This window comes from Mycobacterium sp. ST-F2 (assembly GCF_001905655.1).
Taxonomy (GTDB): Bacteria; Actinomycetota; Actinomycetes; order Mycobacteriales; family Mycobacteriaceae; genus Mycobacterium.
The window spans coordinates 1-15846 of the sequence record NZ_JMHT01000077.1 but is presented as its reverse complement, the minus strand read 5'-3'; the positions used below and the strand labels follow the sequence as shown (position 1 = coordinate 15846).

12 protein-coding genes are annotated in these 15846 nt (G+C 64.5%); 2 read left to right on the top strand and 10 right to left on the bottom strand.

The window, feature by feature from the left end:
- Positions 1–633: 633 nt before the first annotated feature.
- Positions 634–1137, top strand: coding sequence for a carboxymuconolactone decarboxylase family protein (locus EB75_RS25600; protein ID WP_234789544.1), 504 nt, complete (start codon positions 634–636; stop codon positions 1135–1137).
- A 213-nt stretch (positions 1138–1350) separates the two neighbouring features.
- Positions 1351–1944: a molybdopterin-dependent oxidoreductase gene (locus EB75_RS25595; RefSeq protein WP_064857575.1), complete on the top strand. Its 594-nt coding sequence runs from the start codon at positions 1351–1353 to the stop codon at positions 1942–1944.
- 280 nt (positions 1945–2224) lie between these two features.
- Here the strand turns inward: EB75_RS25595 and EB75_RS25590 are convergent, their stop codons facing one another.
- The 10 genes from EB75_RS25590 to EB75_RS25545 all read right to left on the bottom strand — a co-directional run bounded on the left by EB75_RS25590 (position 2225) and on the right by EB75_RS25545 (position 15638).
- On the bottom strand, positions 2225–2839 hold the full coding sequence (locus EB75_RS25590) for a DUF1003 domain-containing protein (RefSeq protein WP_046363725.1): 615 nt from the start codon (positions 2837–2839) through the stop codon (positions 2225–2227).
- Positions 2840–3569: 730 nt separating this feature from the next.
- The gene (pgl, locus tag EB75_RS25585) at positions 3570–4313 is read right to left on the bottom strand and encodes a 6-phosphogluconolactonase (RefSeq protein ID WP_073698060.1); all 744 of its coding nucleotides are present in this window, start codon (positions 4311–4313) and stop codon (positions 3570–3572) included.
- A complete protein-coding gene (gene opcA, locus EB75_RS25580; protein ID WP_046363748.1) occupies positions 4310–5221 on the bottom strand; it encodes a glucose-6-phosphate dehydrogenase assembly protein OpcA in 912 nt (303 codons plus the stop codon). The genes pgl and opcA overlap by 4 nt, the downstream gene beginning before the upstream one ends.
- Positions 5218–6768: a glucose-6-phosphate dehydrogenase gene (zwf, locus tag EB75_RS25575; protein ID WP_073698059.1), complete on the bottom strand. Its 1551-nt coding sequence runs from the start codon at positions 6766–6768 to the stop codon at positions 5218–5220. Before zwf ends, opcA begins: the two co-directional genes overlap by 4 nt.
- Positions 6765–7880, bottom strand: coding sequence for a transaldolase (gene tal, locus EB75_RS25570; protein ID WP_073698058.1), 1116 nt, complete (start codon positions 7878–7880; stop codon positions 6765–6767). The genes zwf and tal overlap by 4 nt, the downstream gene beginning before the upstream one ends.
- Before the next feature lie 51 nt (positions 7881–7931).
- Positions 7932–10025, bottom strand: coding sequence for a transketolase (gene tkt, locus EB75_RS25565; RefSeq protein WP_073698057.1), 2094 nt, complete (start codon positions 10023–10025; stop codon positions 7932–7934).
- A gap of 99 nt (positions 10026–10124) precedes the next feature.
- On the bottom strand, positions 10125–11138 hold the full coding sequence (gnd, locus tag EB75_RS25560) for a phosphogluconate dehydrogenase (NAD(+)-dependent, decarboxylating) (protein WP_174557725.1): 1014 nt from the start codon (positions 11136–11138) through the stop codon (positions 10125–10127).
- Positions 11139–11167: 29 nt separating this feature from the next.
- Complete coding sequence (gene pgi / locus EB75_RS25555; RefSeq protein WP_502689399.1) at positions 11168–12778, bottom strand: glucose-6-phosphate isomerase; 1611 nt, start codon at positions 12776–12778, stop codon at positions 11168–11170.
- A gap of 503 nt (positions 12779–13281) precedes the next feature.
- Entirely contained in the window at positions 13282–15324 is a 2043-nt protein-coding gene (locus tag EB75_RS25550) for a glycoside hydrolase family 15 protein (RefSeq protein WP_082133392.1), read from the bottom strand.
- Positions 15321–15638 carry a hypothetical protein gene (locus tag EB75_RS25545; protein ID WP_168176124.1) on the bottom strand — a complete coding sequence of 106 codons (318 nt, stop codon included), beginning with the start codon at positions 15636–15638 and terminating at the stop codon, positions 15321–15323. Before EB75_RS25545 ends, EB75_RS25550 begins: the two co-directional genes overlap by 4 nt.
- Positions 15639–15846 lie beyond the last annotated feature (208 nt).

Sequence of the window (15846 nt, the reverse complement as noted above, 5' to 3'; positions counted from 1 at the left end):
ATCGAGCAGTGCGCCCACCCGGCCCAGCCCCACTGGTAACGCGAACAACTCGGCCAGCGGTTCGAGTCCGCAACGTCGGCTGATCATTTACAGACGAACGAGGTGCGGCTTCGCTCCGGCACCTCATAGGCCACCCCGCGTGTGGGGGAAGAGGTCTTGTGTGTCACGTGACGGTGAGTGGGATTGCGGCCCATAGCATCTCGTAGCGGACGGAGGAACGTAACGCGGAACTTCGCTACCGTTCGATCGTTGCGGCCGGAAGGCGCCGTGGACGTCGGACGCCTCCATGCGTGTTCCCCCAAAGCTCGCGTGAATCGGCATTCTGTGCGCCAGACTGTACTACATGGTCCAATATCTGGCTGCGCGATTCGGTTCGGCTCACCTCGGCAATGAGCTGGACAGCGGTGGCCAGCCCTATTCGCGGATGCGAACGGGGGATGGGCGGCCGCGATCCTGCCAAACTACCGTGGACGGGGATTGGCAACCGAACTCATCTGCAGGGCGCTGGACAGCATTCTTGCGGAGGCATACGAGCGACCGCGAGGTGCCCGGCGGTCCGGCCCTCCATCGCACGCAACCCCGAGTACACCCTGGCCGTGAATGTGCCCAACGCAGGAAGGGATGGTGCTGGTGATGCCTGAGACCAACGCCGCAAACCAGAACTCGATGCTCGGGAATGTCCGGTTCGAAAACATCCGGTTCGACCCAGACCTCACGCCGTTTCACCAGTTGGCCAAAGACATGGCTGCGCAGTTCGGTTACTCGGCAAACCTGTCGGGAGATCGTAGCCTGCTACAGCTCCTCCGCCTGCGCGTCGCGCAGCTGAACCCTTGCTCCTATTGCCTGATTCTGCACGCCGCGGTCGCGGCCAGCATCGGGATCCCGTCCGAACAGGCTGCACACCTGGCGTCTTGGCGTGAGAGCAGCATGTTCTCGCCCGCGGAGAGAGCCGCCCTCGCGTACTGCGAAGGCCTCACCTCGTTCAGTCACGTGCAGGTCCCTGCCCTGCACGACGAGCTGCGGCTGCACTTCACCGAGCGCGACGTCGCAGAGATCGCCGCGGTCATCATCAACATGAACGTGTGGACCCGTCTGAAGCTGGCCCAGGGCGCCATTCCGGTCGCCTCAGCCATGTAGCGAATCGGTTCATTGACGGACTCGTCGGTAATTGGAACGGTGCCGACCGGAAGCCGAGTGCGGCCATGGTTGACCCAGCTCATGACAACTCCAGCAGTGGTTGTCGCCTCGCGGATCAGTTGCCTTCCCCTCCTGCCGCCAGATACTTCGATTGGCCTCCGCGGTTACCTTCGCACCAGGCCACCTCGCCGAATTCGACAGAAGGGTGCAGTCGTGGAAGTGATCAACAGCAGCTTCGGAGGACGGCGTGGTTCCAGCGACTCGCGACTGCCTCCCGGGCAGACTCTCGTCGACGACTGGCCGGTGCTCTCGACCGGACCCACGCGCAACGTCGACGAGAGCCGATGGAGCTTTTCGATCACAACGGAGGACAAGGTCGCGTACCGGTGGAATTGGAATGAGCTTCACCAGGTGGGCGTAGAAGACATCGTCACCGACATTCACTGCGTAACCCACTGGTCGAAGCTGGACATGGCCTGGCGTGGCGTATCGCTGGACCGGCTGTTCGAGCATGTCCAGACCAGCTACGACTACGTGATGGTGCGTAGCTCCGGCGGATACACCACCAACCTTCGTCTCGAAGATCTCCTCGGTGGGCAGGCCTGGATAGCCACTGGGGCGCAGGGCAAACCCCTTACGCCGGAGCACGGCGGTCCGGCCCGACTTCTCGTGCCGCATCTCTACTTCTGGAAGAGCGCGAAGTGGGTTCTCGGAATGGAGATGATGCCGTCGGACGATCCGGGATTCTGGGAACGGAACGGATACCACCTCCGCGGCGACCCTTGGCACGAGCAGCGTTACTGGTGACAACCCCGGGCCGCGTGCCGGGGCACCTCGGGCGGGTGATCCCGTCGCGGGTCGTCGACGTCGGTGACATTCTGGTCATAGCTGACCTCCTGGCCGCATTTCGACAGGCGCGCTTGAATAGCTCGACGCCGCAAGGAAAGCCAGCACCTTGGCCTAGGGCATTTCAGAGGCGTAAAGGTTCCGCTTTGCGGGTGCGGTGCACGTAGGCGCTTGAGCGTCCCGCCACGACTGTTATTCGCTCATCGTGCTTTCGCGTTCTGGTCGCCAGAAGCATCACGAATCACGCGGAATCCTTCGATGGCGTGTGCGGTTCCTGTTCTGGGTCATCCGCTTCGCGATTGCCCATAGGCGTACCTGACGTACCTGACGACCGGTCCGGTCCCCGCCGCTCGAGCACCGAGTCGATGGCGAGACTGATCGCGTGCAGGTCCGCCTCGACGTGCTGAGAAATGTGGAATGCCTCAATGTCTCGCGCGCGGTCACGATCGGACTCGCGGCGCTGGGTAAGCAGGATAAGCGGTCCCTGCAAGGCCGCGACCGTCGCGAGAGCCGTTCCGAGATAGTCGAGCATGGCCGACGAGTCAGGATCAAAGAGCGGCACGATCGTGTTGATCACGAGCCACGCGACAATGGCCAGCACCAGGATCAGCAGGAAGGGCCAAGAACCGGCAACGTTGGCCAGCCGGGCAGCAGCCATATCCCCTCGTTTGGACCGCGCCTCCATGAACATGCTGAGCTGGTGCCCGCAGTTCGGACATGCGAACATCTCGCGGCTGAAGTCGCCGGAGCGCCCAGCGGTCTCGAACTCGGTCCGGTCTCGGGAAGCGCGGCCGGAACCGGCGGCGCCGCCGGTGCCGACCGCTGGGGAGGCGTCTGTCGGCTCGTCGGGGCTCATAGCGTTCATCGCTCTCGATTTCCCCGGGTGCTCTCACCGGTACTGGAATGTTCGTGCGAGATTTGCTCGCAGAATTCCGCGGCCTCCTGTGTCACTGCTGTCGCGCCGCGAAGGGGAGCGCGTTCGAATCCCGTTGGTACTCGGTGCCCCGTCTCGGTCGTGATGCTGATCGTCCACTCGTGCGCCCCGACGTCGGTCGTCAGGCCAGCCGTCAGGACCGGCCAGTCGTCCACGAGCCTCTGACCCGGAGGCAGCCGCAATTCGGGGACGCCGACACGTCCCCCAGACCCGATACTGATCACTGCCATGGGAAGGCTCCTTCGCATGTCATGCGAGTCTTGGGTGCGCACGTGAGACGTCGACGACCACGGGGTTGTCTGACGCTGTGCAGGGCTCAACCGTAAGCATCGTCTTGGTCTCAGAATATGGCTCGATTACAGCGCGAATCCCGACCCATGAGACGAGCCCCCAGGGGGCACTGCTGTGACGGCGACGGCGCGATGGAACCGTGAGAGGTCGATCTGTCCCGCCGACGATTAGGGCGAGCACAGCGACGATGATGCCACTGGAGGCGAGCGACCGCGTTGGTGATCGCGATGCACGCGCCGAGCCATCGAAGGCGATTTCGGCAACCAATTTTGTGACCAAGTAGTTTGACACCGCGTGCGACGACGCCGTCCAGAAGCGGATCGGCAAACTACATCCCGCCCCGACGCGGCCGAGATGACTGCTAGGCCTTGATCTGGGACGCCGCCTCCGCGTCGAGCAGCCAAACCGTCTTGTTCGTGCCGGCCGCACCAGCGGCGGGTACCTCGACCGCCTCGGCCCCGCCCAACGCCGCGGCAACCGCGTCGGCGTTCTCGACGCCGGAAACGACGAACCAGACTTCCCGCGAGCGGTTGACGGCGGGCAGGGTCAACGTGATTCGACGCGGCGGCGGCTTCGGCGAATCCTCGACACCCACGACGAGCCGGGACGTCTCCTGCACCGCGGCGGTGTGCGGGAACAGCGAGTTGATGTGACCCTCGCCGCCCATCCCGAGCAGATGCACATCGAACCGTGGGGTCGGCTCGCCGTCCGGTGCATGGGCGGCCAGCACCTGCTCGTAGGCCAGTGCCGCCGCATCCAGATCGGCACCAAACTGGCCGTCGGAGGCGGCCATGGCGTGGATGTTGTGGGACGGGATGTCGATGTGGTCGAGCAGCGCTTCGCGGGCCTGCTTCTCGTTGCGCTGGTCGTCGTCTGCTGCCACGTAACGCTCGTCGCCCCAGAACAGGTGCACCGCCGACCAGTCGATCTTCGAGCCGTGTTCACCGATGTGTTTCAGCACCTTCACCCCGGTGCCGCCGCCGGTCAGCACGATGAACGCCTGATCCCTGGCCTCGACCGCAGCGTGGATTGCACTGATCAGCTGATCGCCAGCTGCCCCTACCAATTCTGCTGTGTCGGAATAGGTCGCGACGACTTGACTCATGTGTATTGCACCTTGTCTATGCCGCGCAGGGCATCGAGATAGATTGCGTCGGCATCCAGCCTGCGCATGTCCTCGGCCAGACAATCGCGAGTTTCTCTGCGCGCCAACGGAAGTTTCGCCTCCGGCTTGGCGGTGCGGGCCAGGGTCGCGGTGACGCCCTCCTGGGGTCGACTGAGGGTGATCGTCTCGCTGGCCCGGACCAACTCGACCTTGAGATCGCCGATCGCGCGCTGGACGGGGCCGTCGACGCGGCTGGCCAGCCAACCCGCCAGGATGTCCAGGGCGGGTTCCTCCTTGCGCCCGGACACCAGTGCGGACTGGATCGGTTCGTGCGGGCCCTGGTCCAGCGCCGAGGTGAGCATCGCCCGCCAGTAGGTGATGCGGCTCCACGCCAAATCGGTGTCACCGGGGGTGTAACCCTCGAGCCTGCTCTTGATGCAGGCCAGTGGGTCGGCGCCGTAGGTGGCGTCGGTGATTCGCCGTATTGCCAACTGTCCCAATGGGTCCTGCGCGGGTACTCGTGGCGCGACGTCGGGCCACCACGCCACCACCGGGGTGTCGGGTAGCAGGAACGGTGTGACGACGCTACTGGCCTGGGCGGCCAACGGGCCGGTCAGCTTCAGCACCACGACCTCGCCAGCGCCGGCGTCGTGCCCCACTCTGATCTGGGCGTCCAACTTCGGATCGGCGGCCTCGCGGTCGACGGGGAGTACCACGATCACCCGGCATGGGTGCTCACGGCTGGCGGCATTGGCCGCCTCGATGGACTCCTCGAGGACGGTTTCGCTGTCTGGCGCGATGACCAGGGTGAGGACCCTGGCCATCGTGAACGCGCCACCCTCTTCGCGCAGCCCGTCGAGCTTCTTGTTGACCGCGTTGGTCGTGGTGTTCTCGAGATCGACGATCATGGCCGCCTCCATTCCCTGCCGGACCGCTGCAACATCTCGAACGCCGAATCCGGACCCCAGCCGCCGGACTCATAGGGGTCAGGTTTCCCGTGGGAGGCCCAGTGCTCCAGCGCGGGATCCAGGATCTTCCAGGACAATTCGACCTCCTGATTGACCGGGAACAGCGACGGCTCCCCGAGCAGGACGTCGAGGATCAACCGCTCGTAGGCCTCCGGGGAGTCCTCGGCGAATGCCGACCCGTAGGAGAAGTCCATGTTCACGTCGCGGACCTCCATGGCGTGGCCCGGCACCTTCGACCCGAAGCGCAGCGTGATGCCCTCGTCGGGCTGCACGCGGATCACCAAAGCGTTCTTGCCGAGCTCGTCGGTCATGGTGGCGTCGAACGGCAGGTGCGGAGCGCGTTTGAACACCAGGGCGATCTCGGTCACCCTGCGGCCCAACCGCTTTCCCGTACGTAGGTAGAACGGCACCCCGGCCCACCGCCGGGTGTCGACCTCCAGAGTGATGGCGGCGAACGTCTCCGTCGTCGACGTCGGGGAGAAGCCTTCCTCCTCGAGCAGCCCGACCACCTTCTCCCCACCCTGCCAACCGGCGGTGTACTGGCCGCGAGAGGTGTTCTCGCCCAACGGTTCTGCCAGCCGCGTCGCCGAAAGCACCTTGATCTTCTCGGACTGCAACTCGGCAGGACTGAAGCTGACCGGCTCCTCCATCGCGGTGAGCGCCAGGAGTTGGGTGAGGTGGTTCTGGATCACGTCACGAGCGGCGCCGACCCCGTCGTAGTAGCCGCCACGCCCACCGAGGCCGATGTCCTCGGCCATGGTGATCTGCACGTGGTCGACGTAGTGCGCGTTCCAGATCGGGTCGAACAGCTGGTTGGCGAAGCGCAGCGCCAGGATGTTCTGCACCGTCTCCTTGCCCAGGTAGTGGTCGATGCGGAACACCGACTCTTCTGGGAAGACGCTGTTCACCACCTGATTCAACGACTGTGCGCTGTCCAGGTCGTGCCCGAACGGTTTCTCGATGACGACTCGGCTCCACCGGTCGCCCTCGGGCCGGGCCAGCCCCGAGGTGGACAGCTGCTCGCAGACGGTCGGGAACGCGTTCGGCGGAATCGACAGATAGAAGGCGTGATTGCCGCCTGTGCCGCGCTCGGCGTCGAGCCCGTCCAGCGTCCGCTTCAGGCGTGCGAACGAGTCGGCGTCGTCGAAGGTGCCCTGGACGAAGCGGATCCCTTCGTTGAGTCGGTCCCAGACCTCCTGCCGGAAGGGGGTGCGGGCGTGACCCTGCACCGCCTTCAGCACGACGTTGCCGAAGTCCTCGTCCTGCCAGTCGCGCCGGCCGAACCCGATCAGCGAGAACGTGGGAGGTAACAACCCGCGGTTGGCCAGGTCGTAGATCGCCGGCATCAACTTCTTGGTGGCCAGGTCACCGGTCACCCCGAAGATGACGACCGCACACGGACCCGCGATGCGCGGCAACCGCTTGTCCAGCTTGTCCCGCAGCGAGTTACCCCAATCGGCGGGTGCGGCACTGCTGCTGCTGCTCATTTCTTTTCGTCGAGCTGACCCTGGGTGGCCTCGAGAAGTTCATGCCAGGACTTCTCGAACTTGTCGACGCCCTCGTCCTCCAACACGATGAACACGTCGGTGAGGTCGATACCGATGGCTACGAGTTCGTCGAATACTTCCTGGGCGGCGTCGGCGGTGCCGGACAGGGTGTTACCGGTGACGACGCCGTGGTCGGCCACGGCATCCATCGTCTTCTCGGGCATGGTGTTGACCGTGTTCGGCCCGACCAGTTCGGTGACGTACAGGGTGTCGGAGTAGTCGGGATTCTTCACGCCCGTCGATGCCCACAGCGGCCGCTGCACCAGTGCACCATCGGCTTTCAGCACCTCGAACTCCGCTCCCCCGACGAAGACCTCTTCGTAGGCGGCGTACGCGAGGCGGGCATTGGCGACGCCGGCCTGGCCGCGCAGGGCCAGTGCCTCCTCGGAGCCGATCTTCTTCAGTCGGGCGTCGATCTCGGAGTCCACCCGGGAGACGAAGAACGACGCCACCGAATGGATCTTCGAGAGGTCATGTCCGGCCTCCTTGGCCTTCTCCAGGCCCTTGAGGTACGCGGTCATGACCAACTTGTGCCGCTCGACGGAGAAGATCAGCGTGACGTTGACCGAGATGCCTTCCGCGATGACCGCGGTGATGGCGGGCAGACCCTGCTCGGTCGCGGGAATCTTGATCAGCACGTTGGGCCGGTCGACGATCTTCCAGAGCTCGATGGCCTGCTGGATCGTCTTGTCGGTGTCATGGGCCAGGCGTGGGTCGACCTCGATGGAGACCCGGCCGTCGACGCCGCCGGAACTCTTGTAGATCTCGGCGAAAACGTCGCAGGCGTTGCGGACGTCGTCGGTGGTGACGGTACGGATGGTGGCGTCGACGTCGGCGCCGCGCTCGGCGAGTTCGGCGATCTGCTCGTCGTAGGCGTTGCCCTTGGACAGGGCGGCCTGGAAGATCGACGGGTTGGTGGTGACGCCGACAATGCTCTTGGTATCGCGCAGTTCGATCAGGTTGCCCGATTTCAACCGGTCGCGGGACAGGTCGTCGAGCCATACCGAAACCCCGGCAGCGCTCAGGGCCGCCAGGTTGGAATTCTGTGTCATTTCGCTTGTCTCATCCTCTGGTTATCAGTGTCAGCTGGTGGTCGGTCAGAACTAGTTGGCGATCGAGCGTTCCGCGGCGGCGGCGACGGCTTCGGGGGTGAACCCGAATTCTCGGAACAGGGTCTTGTCGTCGGCGGATTCGCCGTAGTGCTCGATCGACACGATCTCGCCAGAGCCGCCGACCAGCTTGTGCCAGCTCATCGCCACTGCCGCTTCGACCGCGACACGGGCCGACACCTGGGGAGGTAGCACGCTGTCGCGGTACTCCTTAGGCTGGCTCTCGAACCACTCGACGCACGGCATGGAGACGACGTAGGCGGTGATGTTTTTCTCCGCCAACAACTTCTTCGCCTCCACCGCCAACTGCAGCTCCGAACCGGTCCCGATGATGATCACGTCGGCGTCGTCGGCCGGATTGCCGCCACCGAGGACGTATCCGCCCTTGCTGACACCCTCGTAATTCGTTCCTTCCAGCACCGGGATCCCCTGCCGGGTCAAGATGAAGCCAGCTGGCCCGCTGCCGTTGCCCCGCGCAATGATGTTGCGCCAGGCGTACGCGGTTTCGTTGGCATCGCCGGGACGCACCACGGACAGGTTCGGAATTGCGCGCAGCGCGGCCAGGTGTTCGACCGGCTGATGGGTGGGACCGTCCTCACCGAGCCCGATGGAGTCGTGCGTCCAGATGTAGATGGTGTTGATGTCCATAAGCGACGCCAGCCGGACCGCGCCGCGCATGTAGTCGGAGAACTGCAAGAAAGTTCCACCAAACGCGCGGGTCGGTCCGTGCAACACGATGCCCGACAGGATGGAACCCATCGCGTGCTCGCGGATGCCGAAGTGCAGCACCCGGCCGTACGGGTCGGCGGTGTAGTCCTTGGTCGAAATTGACCGAGGGCCAAACGATTTCACGCCCTCGATGGTGGTGTTGTTGCTTCCGGCGAGATCGGCTGAGCCGCCCCAGAGCTCGGGCAGCTTGGGCGCGACGTCGTTGAGCACCTGGCCGAAGGCAGCCCGGGTGGCAAGCGCCTTGGAACCCGGCTCCCAGTACGTCACGTCGGAATCCCAACCGTCAGGGAGTTCCTCGGCGGTCAGGCGGTCCAGCAGCTTCTTACGCTCGGGCTCACGCTCGGCCCAGGCGTCGAACTCGGGCTGCCACTTCTCGTGGGCCTCGCGGCCGCGGTCGACCAGCTTGCGGGTGTGCTCGATGACCTCGGGCCGGACCTCGAAGGTCTTCTCGGGATCGAAGCCCAGGATCTTCTTGGTGGCGGCCACCTCGTCGTCGCCGAGCGCCGAGCCGTGCACGCCGCCGGTGTTCATCTTGGTGGGGGCGGGATAGCCGATGATGGTGCGCACCGAGATGAAGGACGGCTTGTCGGTGACGGCTTTCGCCGCTTCGATGGCTTCTTCAATGGCTGTGACGTTTTCGCCGCCCTGAACCTCTTGGACATGCCAGCCGTACGCGCGGTACCGGGCCGGGACGTCTTCGGAGAGGGCGATGTTGGTGTCGTGCTCGATCGAGATCTGGTTGTGGTCGTAGAACACGATCAGGTTGCCGAGCTGCTGGGTGCCGGCAAGCGACGACGCCTCGCTGGTGACGCCCTCTTCGAGATCGCCGTCGGAGGCGATCACGTAGATGAAGTGGTCGAACGGGCTGGTGCCCGGCGCCGCGTCGGGGTCGAAGAGACCGCGCTCGTAGCGGGCGGCCATCGCCATGCCGACCGAGGAGGCCAGGCCCTGGCCCAGCGGCCCGGTGGTGATCTCGACGCCCTTGGTGTGGCGGAACTCCGGGTGCCCGGGGGTCTTCGACTTCCACGTCCGCAGCGACTCGATGTCGTCGAGCTCGAGCCCGAACCCGCCGAGGTAGAGCTGGATGTACAGCGTCAGGCTGCTGTGGCCGCAGGACAGGATGAACCGATCCCTGCCGAGCCAGTGGACGTCGGACGGGTCGTGCCGCATCTGACGCTGAAATAACGTGTACGCCAACGGCGCCAAGCTCATTGCGGTACCGGGGTGGCCGTTTCCGACCTTCTGAACCGCGTCTGCCGCCAGGACCCGAACCGTGTCGACGGCGACCGAGTCGACGTCGGCCCAGTCTCCGGGATGGTGCGGTTCGGTAAGGGCCGAGATCTCTTCCGTTGTGGTCACAAGCTCACTCCTCGATGGCAAATCATTTGTCCCTGAACGACGTTCACAACTTGGCCTCCAGATGGATGTGTCGCGTGTGCGACGGACTGGTGGGTGGATCTACTTCTGTTCGGCATGGCCGCCGAATTCGCTGCGCATGGCTGAGACGATCTTGTCGGTGAAGTTGCCGAGTTGTCGGGACTCGAATCGCTCGAAGAGCGAGGTCGTGATGACAGGAGCCGGAACACCCTCGTCCACCGCGGCGAGGACCGTCCACCGGCCTTCGCCGGAGTCGGATACCCGCCCGCTGAATTCGTCGAGATCGGGTGAGCGGGCCAGGGCGTTGGCGATCAGGTCGACCAGCCATGATCCGATCACCGATCCGCGCCGCCAGACCTCGGCCACCTCGGCGATGTCGATGTCGTATTGATAGGCCCACGGGTCGCGCAGTGGGGTGGTCTCCGCGTCCACGGCTTGGGTTGCCTTGCCGGCGTCGGCGTGCTTGATGATGCTGAGGCCCTCGGCGATCGCGGCCATCATTCCGTATTCGACCCCATTGTGGACCATCTTCACGAAATGCCCTGCCCCACTTGGCCCGCAGTGCAGGTACCCGTCGGCGGCGGTGCCGGCGCGGCTGTCACGGCCTAGGGTCGGTTCGGCGGATCCGGCGCCGGGGGCGATCGTCTTGAAGATTGGGTCGAGTCGGGTCACGACTTCGGATTCCCCGCCGATCATCAGGCAGTATCCGCGATCGAGTCCCCACACCCCGCCGCTGGTGCCGCAGTCCACGTAGTGAATGTCCTGGGTCACCAGCTGCTTGGCCCGGGTAATGTCGTCGCGGTAGTAGGAGTTGCCGCCGTCGATCACCGTGTCACCGGGCGCCAACAGGGGGACGAGGTCGTCGAGGGTCGAGTCGACGATGGCCGCTGGCAGCATCAGCCACACTGTCCGGGGCTGTTCCAGCTTCTCGACGAGGTCCGCCAGGGATGCGGCCCCGGTCGCCCCGTCGTCTGTCTCGAGCTTCTTGACCGCGTCGGGGTTGACGTCGTAGACCACGCAGCGATGTCCGTCGCGGATCAGGCGCCGAGCGAGGTTGGAGCCCATCCGGCCTAGCCCGACCATGCCCAGCTGCATTGATGTGCCAGTTGCCATGTTGTTCTTCCTCACTTGAGTGATCGGTAGCGCTGGATCAGCTTGTTGGTCGACGAGTCGTGGTCGAGTTCGGGTTCGGCATCGCTCTGCAACCCCGGCAGGATCGCCACGGCCAGTGCCTTGCCTAGCTCGACGCCCCATTGGTCGAAAGAGTTGATGCCCCAGATGGTTCCCTGCGTGAACACGCTGTGCTCGTAGAGCGCCACCAGTGCGCCGAGGATGTGTGGGGTCAAGACCTGCGCGAGCAGCACGTTCGTCGGACGGTTTCCCTCCATGACCCGGTGCGGCACCACCGCCTCGGGAGTCCCTTCCGCACGGAGCTCCGCGGCGCTCTTACCGAAGGCGAGTGCCTGGGCCTGGGCGAAGACATTCGACGACAAGATGTCGTGGTGGTCGCCCAGGGGGTTGAGGCCTTGGGCGAAGCCGATGAGGTCAACCGGTATCAGCGACGTTCCCTGGTGGATGAGCTGGTAAAAGCTGTGCTGGCCATTGGTGCCAGGCTCGCCCCAGTACAGCGGGCCGGTCTGGTAGTCCACGACTGTGCCGTCGAGGGTGACGTGCTTGCCGTTGGATTCCATCGTCAGCTGCTGCAGATACGCGGGAAAGCGCTTGAGGTACTGGTCATACGGCATCACGCCGACCGCGGAGGCCCCGAAGAATTCCACGTACCACACAGTGAGCAGGCCCATGAGCACAGGGAGGTTTTGTCGCAGCGGCGTGGTGCGGAAGTGTTCGTCCATCGCGTGCAAACCGGCCAACAATTCGTGGAACTGGTCGGGCCCGAGTGCCACCATGGTGGACAGGCCGATCGCCGAATCCATCGAATACCGACCCCCGACCCAGTCCCAGAAGCCGAACATGTTCGCGGTGTCGATCCCGAACTGTGACACCCGCTCGGCGTTCGTCGAGACGGCCACGAAGTGCTTGGCGATCGCGGACTCGTCGCCCAGCTGGCCAAGCACCCATTCCCGGGCCGAGGTGGCATTGGTCAGCGTCTCCAGGGTCGTGAACGTCTTCGACGACACGATGAACAGCGTCTCGTCTGCTGACAGGTCCCTGGTGGCTTCCGCGAAGTCCGTCGAGTCCACGTTGGAGACGAACCGGAATGTCAGATTGCGCTCGGTGTAGTGGCGCAGCGCCTCGTAGGCCATTACCGGGCCCAGGTCGGAACCACCGATGCCGATGTTGACGATGTTGCGAATCGGCTTGCCGGTGTGGCCTTTCCAATCACCCGAGCGGATCTTGGTGGCGAACTCGGCCATCCGGTCCAAGACGTCGTGCACCTGGGCGACCACGTCGACCCCATCGACGATCAGCGTGGCGTCTTTCGGCATACGCAGTGCCACATGCAGAACCGCACGGTCCTCGGACACGTTGATCGGCTCGCCGGCGAACATCGAGTCCCGGCGCTCCTCGAGACTGCACTGCTGGGCCAACTCGACTAGCAGATCCAAGGTTTCATCGGTGATGCGGTTCTTGGAGTAATCCAGATATAGCCCGGCCGCCTCGTTGTTGAACCATTCGCCGCGATCGGGGTCGTCAGCGAACAGGTCACGTAGATGGCGGTGCCCGATCGTGGAGTGGTGTTCGGCGAGAGCGGCGTAGGCGGGGTGAAGACGCAACGGTGAATCTGGCATGTGATGTCCTCTTCGAGGGTCGGCGTCGGTGGGTCGGTCTTGGAGGCTCAGACGAGTCACTACGCGGGTAGTGAGCTCGTCGGCGTGCAGTTCCTCGCGGGTCGGGTCGGAGAAGGCCGCGCGGTGGCCCTCGAACGTCGTCTCCGACGCCCGCAGGGCCTGGTCGCCGGGGGCGGTAATGCTTGAGGCGAAACTGTCGTAGACAGTGGCGGGGACATGGAAGTCGGCCTCCACGCCCTTTGCCATCGGCATTCGGGATGACTGCGCGACGCTCGAATCATGTTGACCGTGAGGGTATCGACGCCGGTATCATCTGAAACAGTCTGCGCGACAATGCAAGTGGCAACGTATACCAGATCAACCACTGACCGTGCTCGAGGGGTGGTCCGTTGGGGTGCCCGTTCACCTGGGGTGTTCATTCGTCTGTTCTTTTCACTCCGTGGTTTGTAGCGCGGACGGTGGTTGGTGCGGCGGCGGTGATGAGTCGTCTAGATCGGTGCGGCGGCGGGTAGGAATACTCCGGCGCTGTCTGATGCTTCTTCGGACCGGATGACGTGCACCACGGCGTTGATCAATGCCAGGTGGGTGAACGCTTGGGGGAAGTTGCCCAGATGCTGGCCGGTGCGCGGCTGGATCTCCTCGGCGTAGAGGTTGAGCGGGCTGGCGAACGACAGCAGCCGTTCACACAGCTGCCTGGCGCGGGTGATCTCACCGATCTCCACCAGCGCCGAGACCAGCCAGAACGAGCAGATGACGAATGCGCCTTCCTCACCGTGCAATCCATCGTCGGTCTCCTCGACCCGGTAGCGCAGCACCAGGCCGTCTTCGGTGAGCTCATCGGCGATCGCCAGCACGGTGGCACGTATCCTCGGGTCGTCGGCGGGCAGGAAGCGGAGCAGCACGGCCAGCAGCAGCGCCGCGTCCAGCGCGTCGGAGCCGTAGCGCTGAACGAGCACGCCTCGGGAATCGACGCCGTTCTTCAAGACGTCGGCCCGGATTTCCTCGGCGATCGGGCGCCATTTCTGCGCGTTGGATCGTTCACCTCGAATCTCGGCCAGTTTCGCGCCACGGTCCAGCGCGACCCAGCACATGATCTTCGACGACGTGAAGTGCTGGGGCTCGCCGCGGACTTCCCAGATCCCGCGGTCCGGGTCGCGCCAGTGCTTGATCGCCTCCTCGACCTGCTGTACGAGCATGAGCCACAACGTTTCTGGGATGTCATCGCGTGACTTGGCATGCAGATACACCGAGTCGAGGATCGTGCCCCAGATGTCATGCTGGTCCTGGTCGTAGGCGCCGTTGCCGACCCGCACCGGGCGAGCCCCCTCATATCCGGTCAGATGGGTGAGCTCCTCCTCGACCAGCGCCCGCTCCCCGCCGACGCCGTACATCACTTGCAAGGGACGGTGTTCATCGCCGTTCGCGCAGGACACCTCGGCGATGAACGAGAAGAAGTCGTCCGCCTCCCGGTCCAGGCCCAGCGTGTACAGACCCCACAGCGCGAACGTCGAATCGCGCACCCACGCGTAGCGGTAGTCCCAATTCCGCTCGCCGCGTGGCGTTTCCGGTAATGACGTGGTGCTCGCCGCCAGCAGCGCGCCCGTGGGGGCGTACGTCAGCCCTTTCAGCGTCAGCGCGCTGCGTTGTAGATATGTCCGCCACGGGTGATCCGGAAAGTTTCCCGTATTGATCCAATCCCGCCACATGTCGCCGGTCTTCCACATCTTCTCGGCAGCTTGCTCATAGCTCTGAGGCGGTGGCGGATCCGACCAGGACAATGCGACAAAGACGTTGTCGCCCTCCTTCATCCGGGTACGGGCGTGGGCTTCGCGGCCCTCAATGCCCAACCGCAGATTGGTCGTGAGCCTGAGTTTCGGGTGAGTGTCCGGATCATTTTGGGCCGAAGCGACGGCCTCGCCGTAGGCGGGTCCGCAGTATTCCCAGCTGGCGCCGACCCGGTGGTAGTCGAACGACGGCGCGCAGTTCACCACCAGCTCGACGGTGCCGCTGACGCAGCGCACGGTGCGCAGCAGGGTGTGCTCGGCGTCCCAGTCCATCGGGGTGCGGTGGTGGGTGGGTGACCGCGACCCGACGTCATGCCAGGGGCCCATCACGAGCGCGTCGCGCACGATGAGCCATCCGGTGTGGGTCTGCCAGGTGGTTTCCAGGATGAGGCTGCCCGGCAGATAGCGGCGTGCGGCCGGGACCGAGACCCCTTTGGGGCCGAGCCGGAAATGGCCGGCAGATCGGTCAAGGAGTGCGCCGAACACGCTGGGTGAGTCCGGTCTAGGCACGCATAGCCATTCCACCGACCCAGCCGATGAGATCAGACACGTTGTCTCGCAGTCCGACAGGAACGCGTAGTCGGCGATGGGCGGGAACGGACTTCGGTGAGAACCTCCTGCTGTTTCGGGAATCTCACCGATGTCCAGCTCCTGCGATGGGTCAATGCCGTCGGGCCCAGTCCGCGAGCGGCGCGGTCGTTCACTCTTCGCGCCGCCGTGGATGGACGCAACGTCGGGCGTGGTCATTGGCTCATCCGACCGAATGTGATTGCGCTGCAACTCTGTTGAGACCAGACCGCCGCGCCGAGTTGGGTCTGCGCTGCTTTCATCAATAAACCCCAGGATCCCTGAAACTTCTCGACACCGTCGTTCTCCAAGGCCAAATGGACGTCACCCAGCTCGACGCCAACGGATGGCAGTTTGTCGAAGCCTTCCTGCGACTCGGCCGCCCAGCAGGTCACGGCGCCCGCCGCGATGACCCCGTGGACAGCCGACGTGCTGTGGCCTGTCGGATTCAGAGCGCCCGGCGGGAGCTGAGGTGGAAAGCGCAACTCGGTCAATGTGAGCCTCTCGAACCATTGCGGAGACATGCGACCAGGGGCGGTCGTCGTAGCCGTGAGACTGGCCTACTCACTCGCCCAAGGGAGCTCGACGCCGAACTCCTAGGAGGTTGAGCATGTCCAGTCGAGCGACACTGTACTGGAAGGTACACTTTGATGAGGAATTGTCAATACCTGTGGATCGGCTTGTTTCAGGCGACCTCCGTTC

Coding starts and splice junctions, on each gene's coding strand:
- EB75_RS25600 (WP_234789544.1), top strand. CDS start 634: ATGCCTGAGACCAACGCCGCAAACCAGAACTCGATGCTCGGGAATGTC.
- EB75_RS25590 (WP_046363725.1), bottom strand. CDS start 2,839: ATGAGCCCCGACGAGCCGACAGACGCCTCCCCAGCGGTCGGCACCGGC.
- pgl (WP_073698060.1), bottom strand. CDS start 4,313: ATGAGTCAAGTCGTCGCGACCTATTCCGACACAGCAGAATTGGTAGGG.
- opcA (WP_046363748.1), bottom strand. CDS start 5,221: ATGATCGTCGATCTCGAGAACACCACGACCAACGCGGTCAACAAGAAG.
- zwf (WP_073698059.1), bottom strand. CDS start 6,768: ATGAGCAGCAGCAGCAGTGCCGCACCCGCCGATTGGGGTAACTCGCTG.
- tal (WP_073698058.1), bottom strand. CDS start 7,880: ATGACACAGAATTCCAACCTGGCGGCCCTGAGCGCTGCCGGGGTTTCG.
- gnd (WP_174557725.1), bottom strand. CDS start 11,138: ATGCAGCTGGGCATGGTCGGGCTAGGCCGGATGGGCTCCAACCTCGCT.
- EB75_RS25550 (WP_082133392.1), bottom strand. CDS start 15,324: ATGACCACGCCCGACGTTGCGTCCATCCACGGCGGCGCGAAGAGTGAA.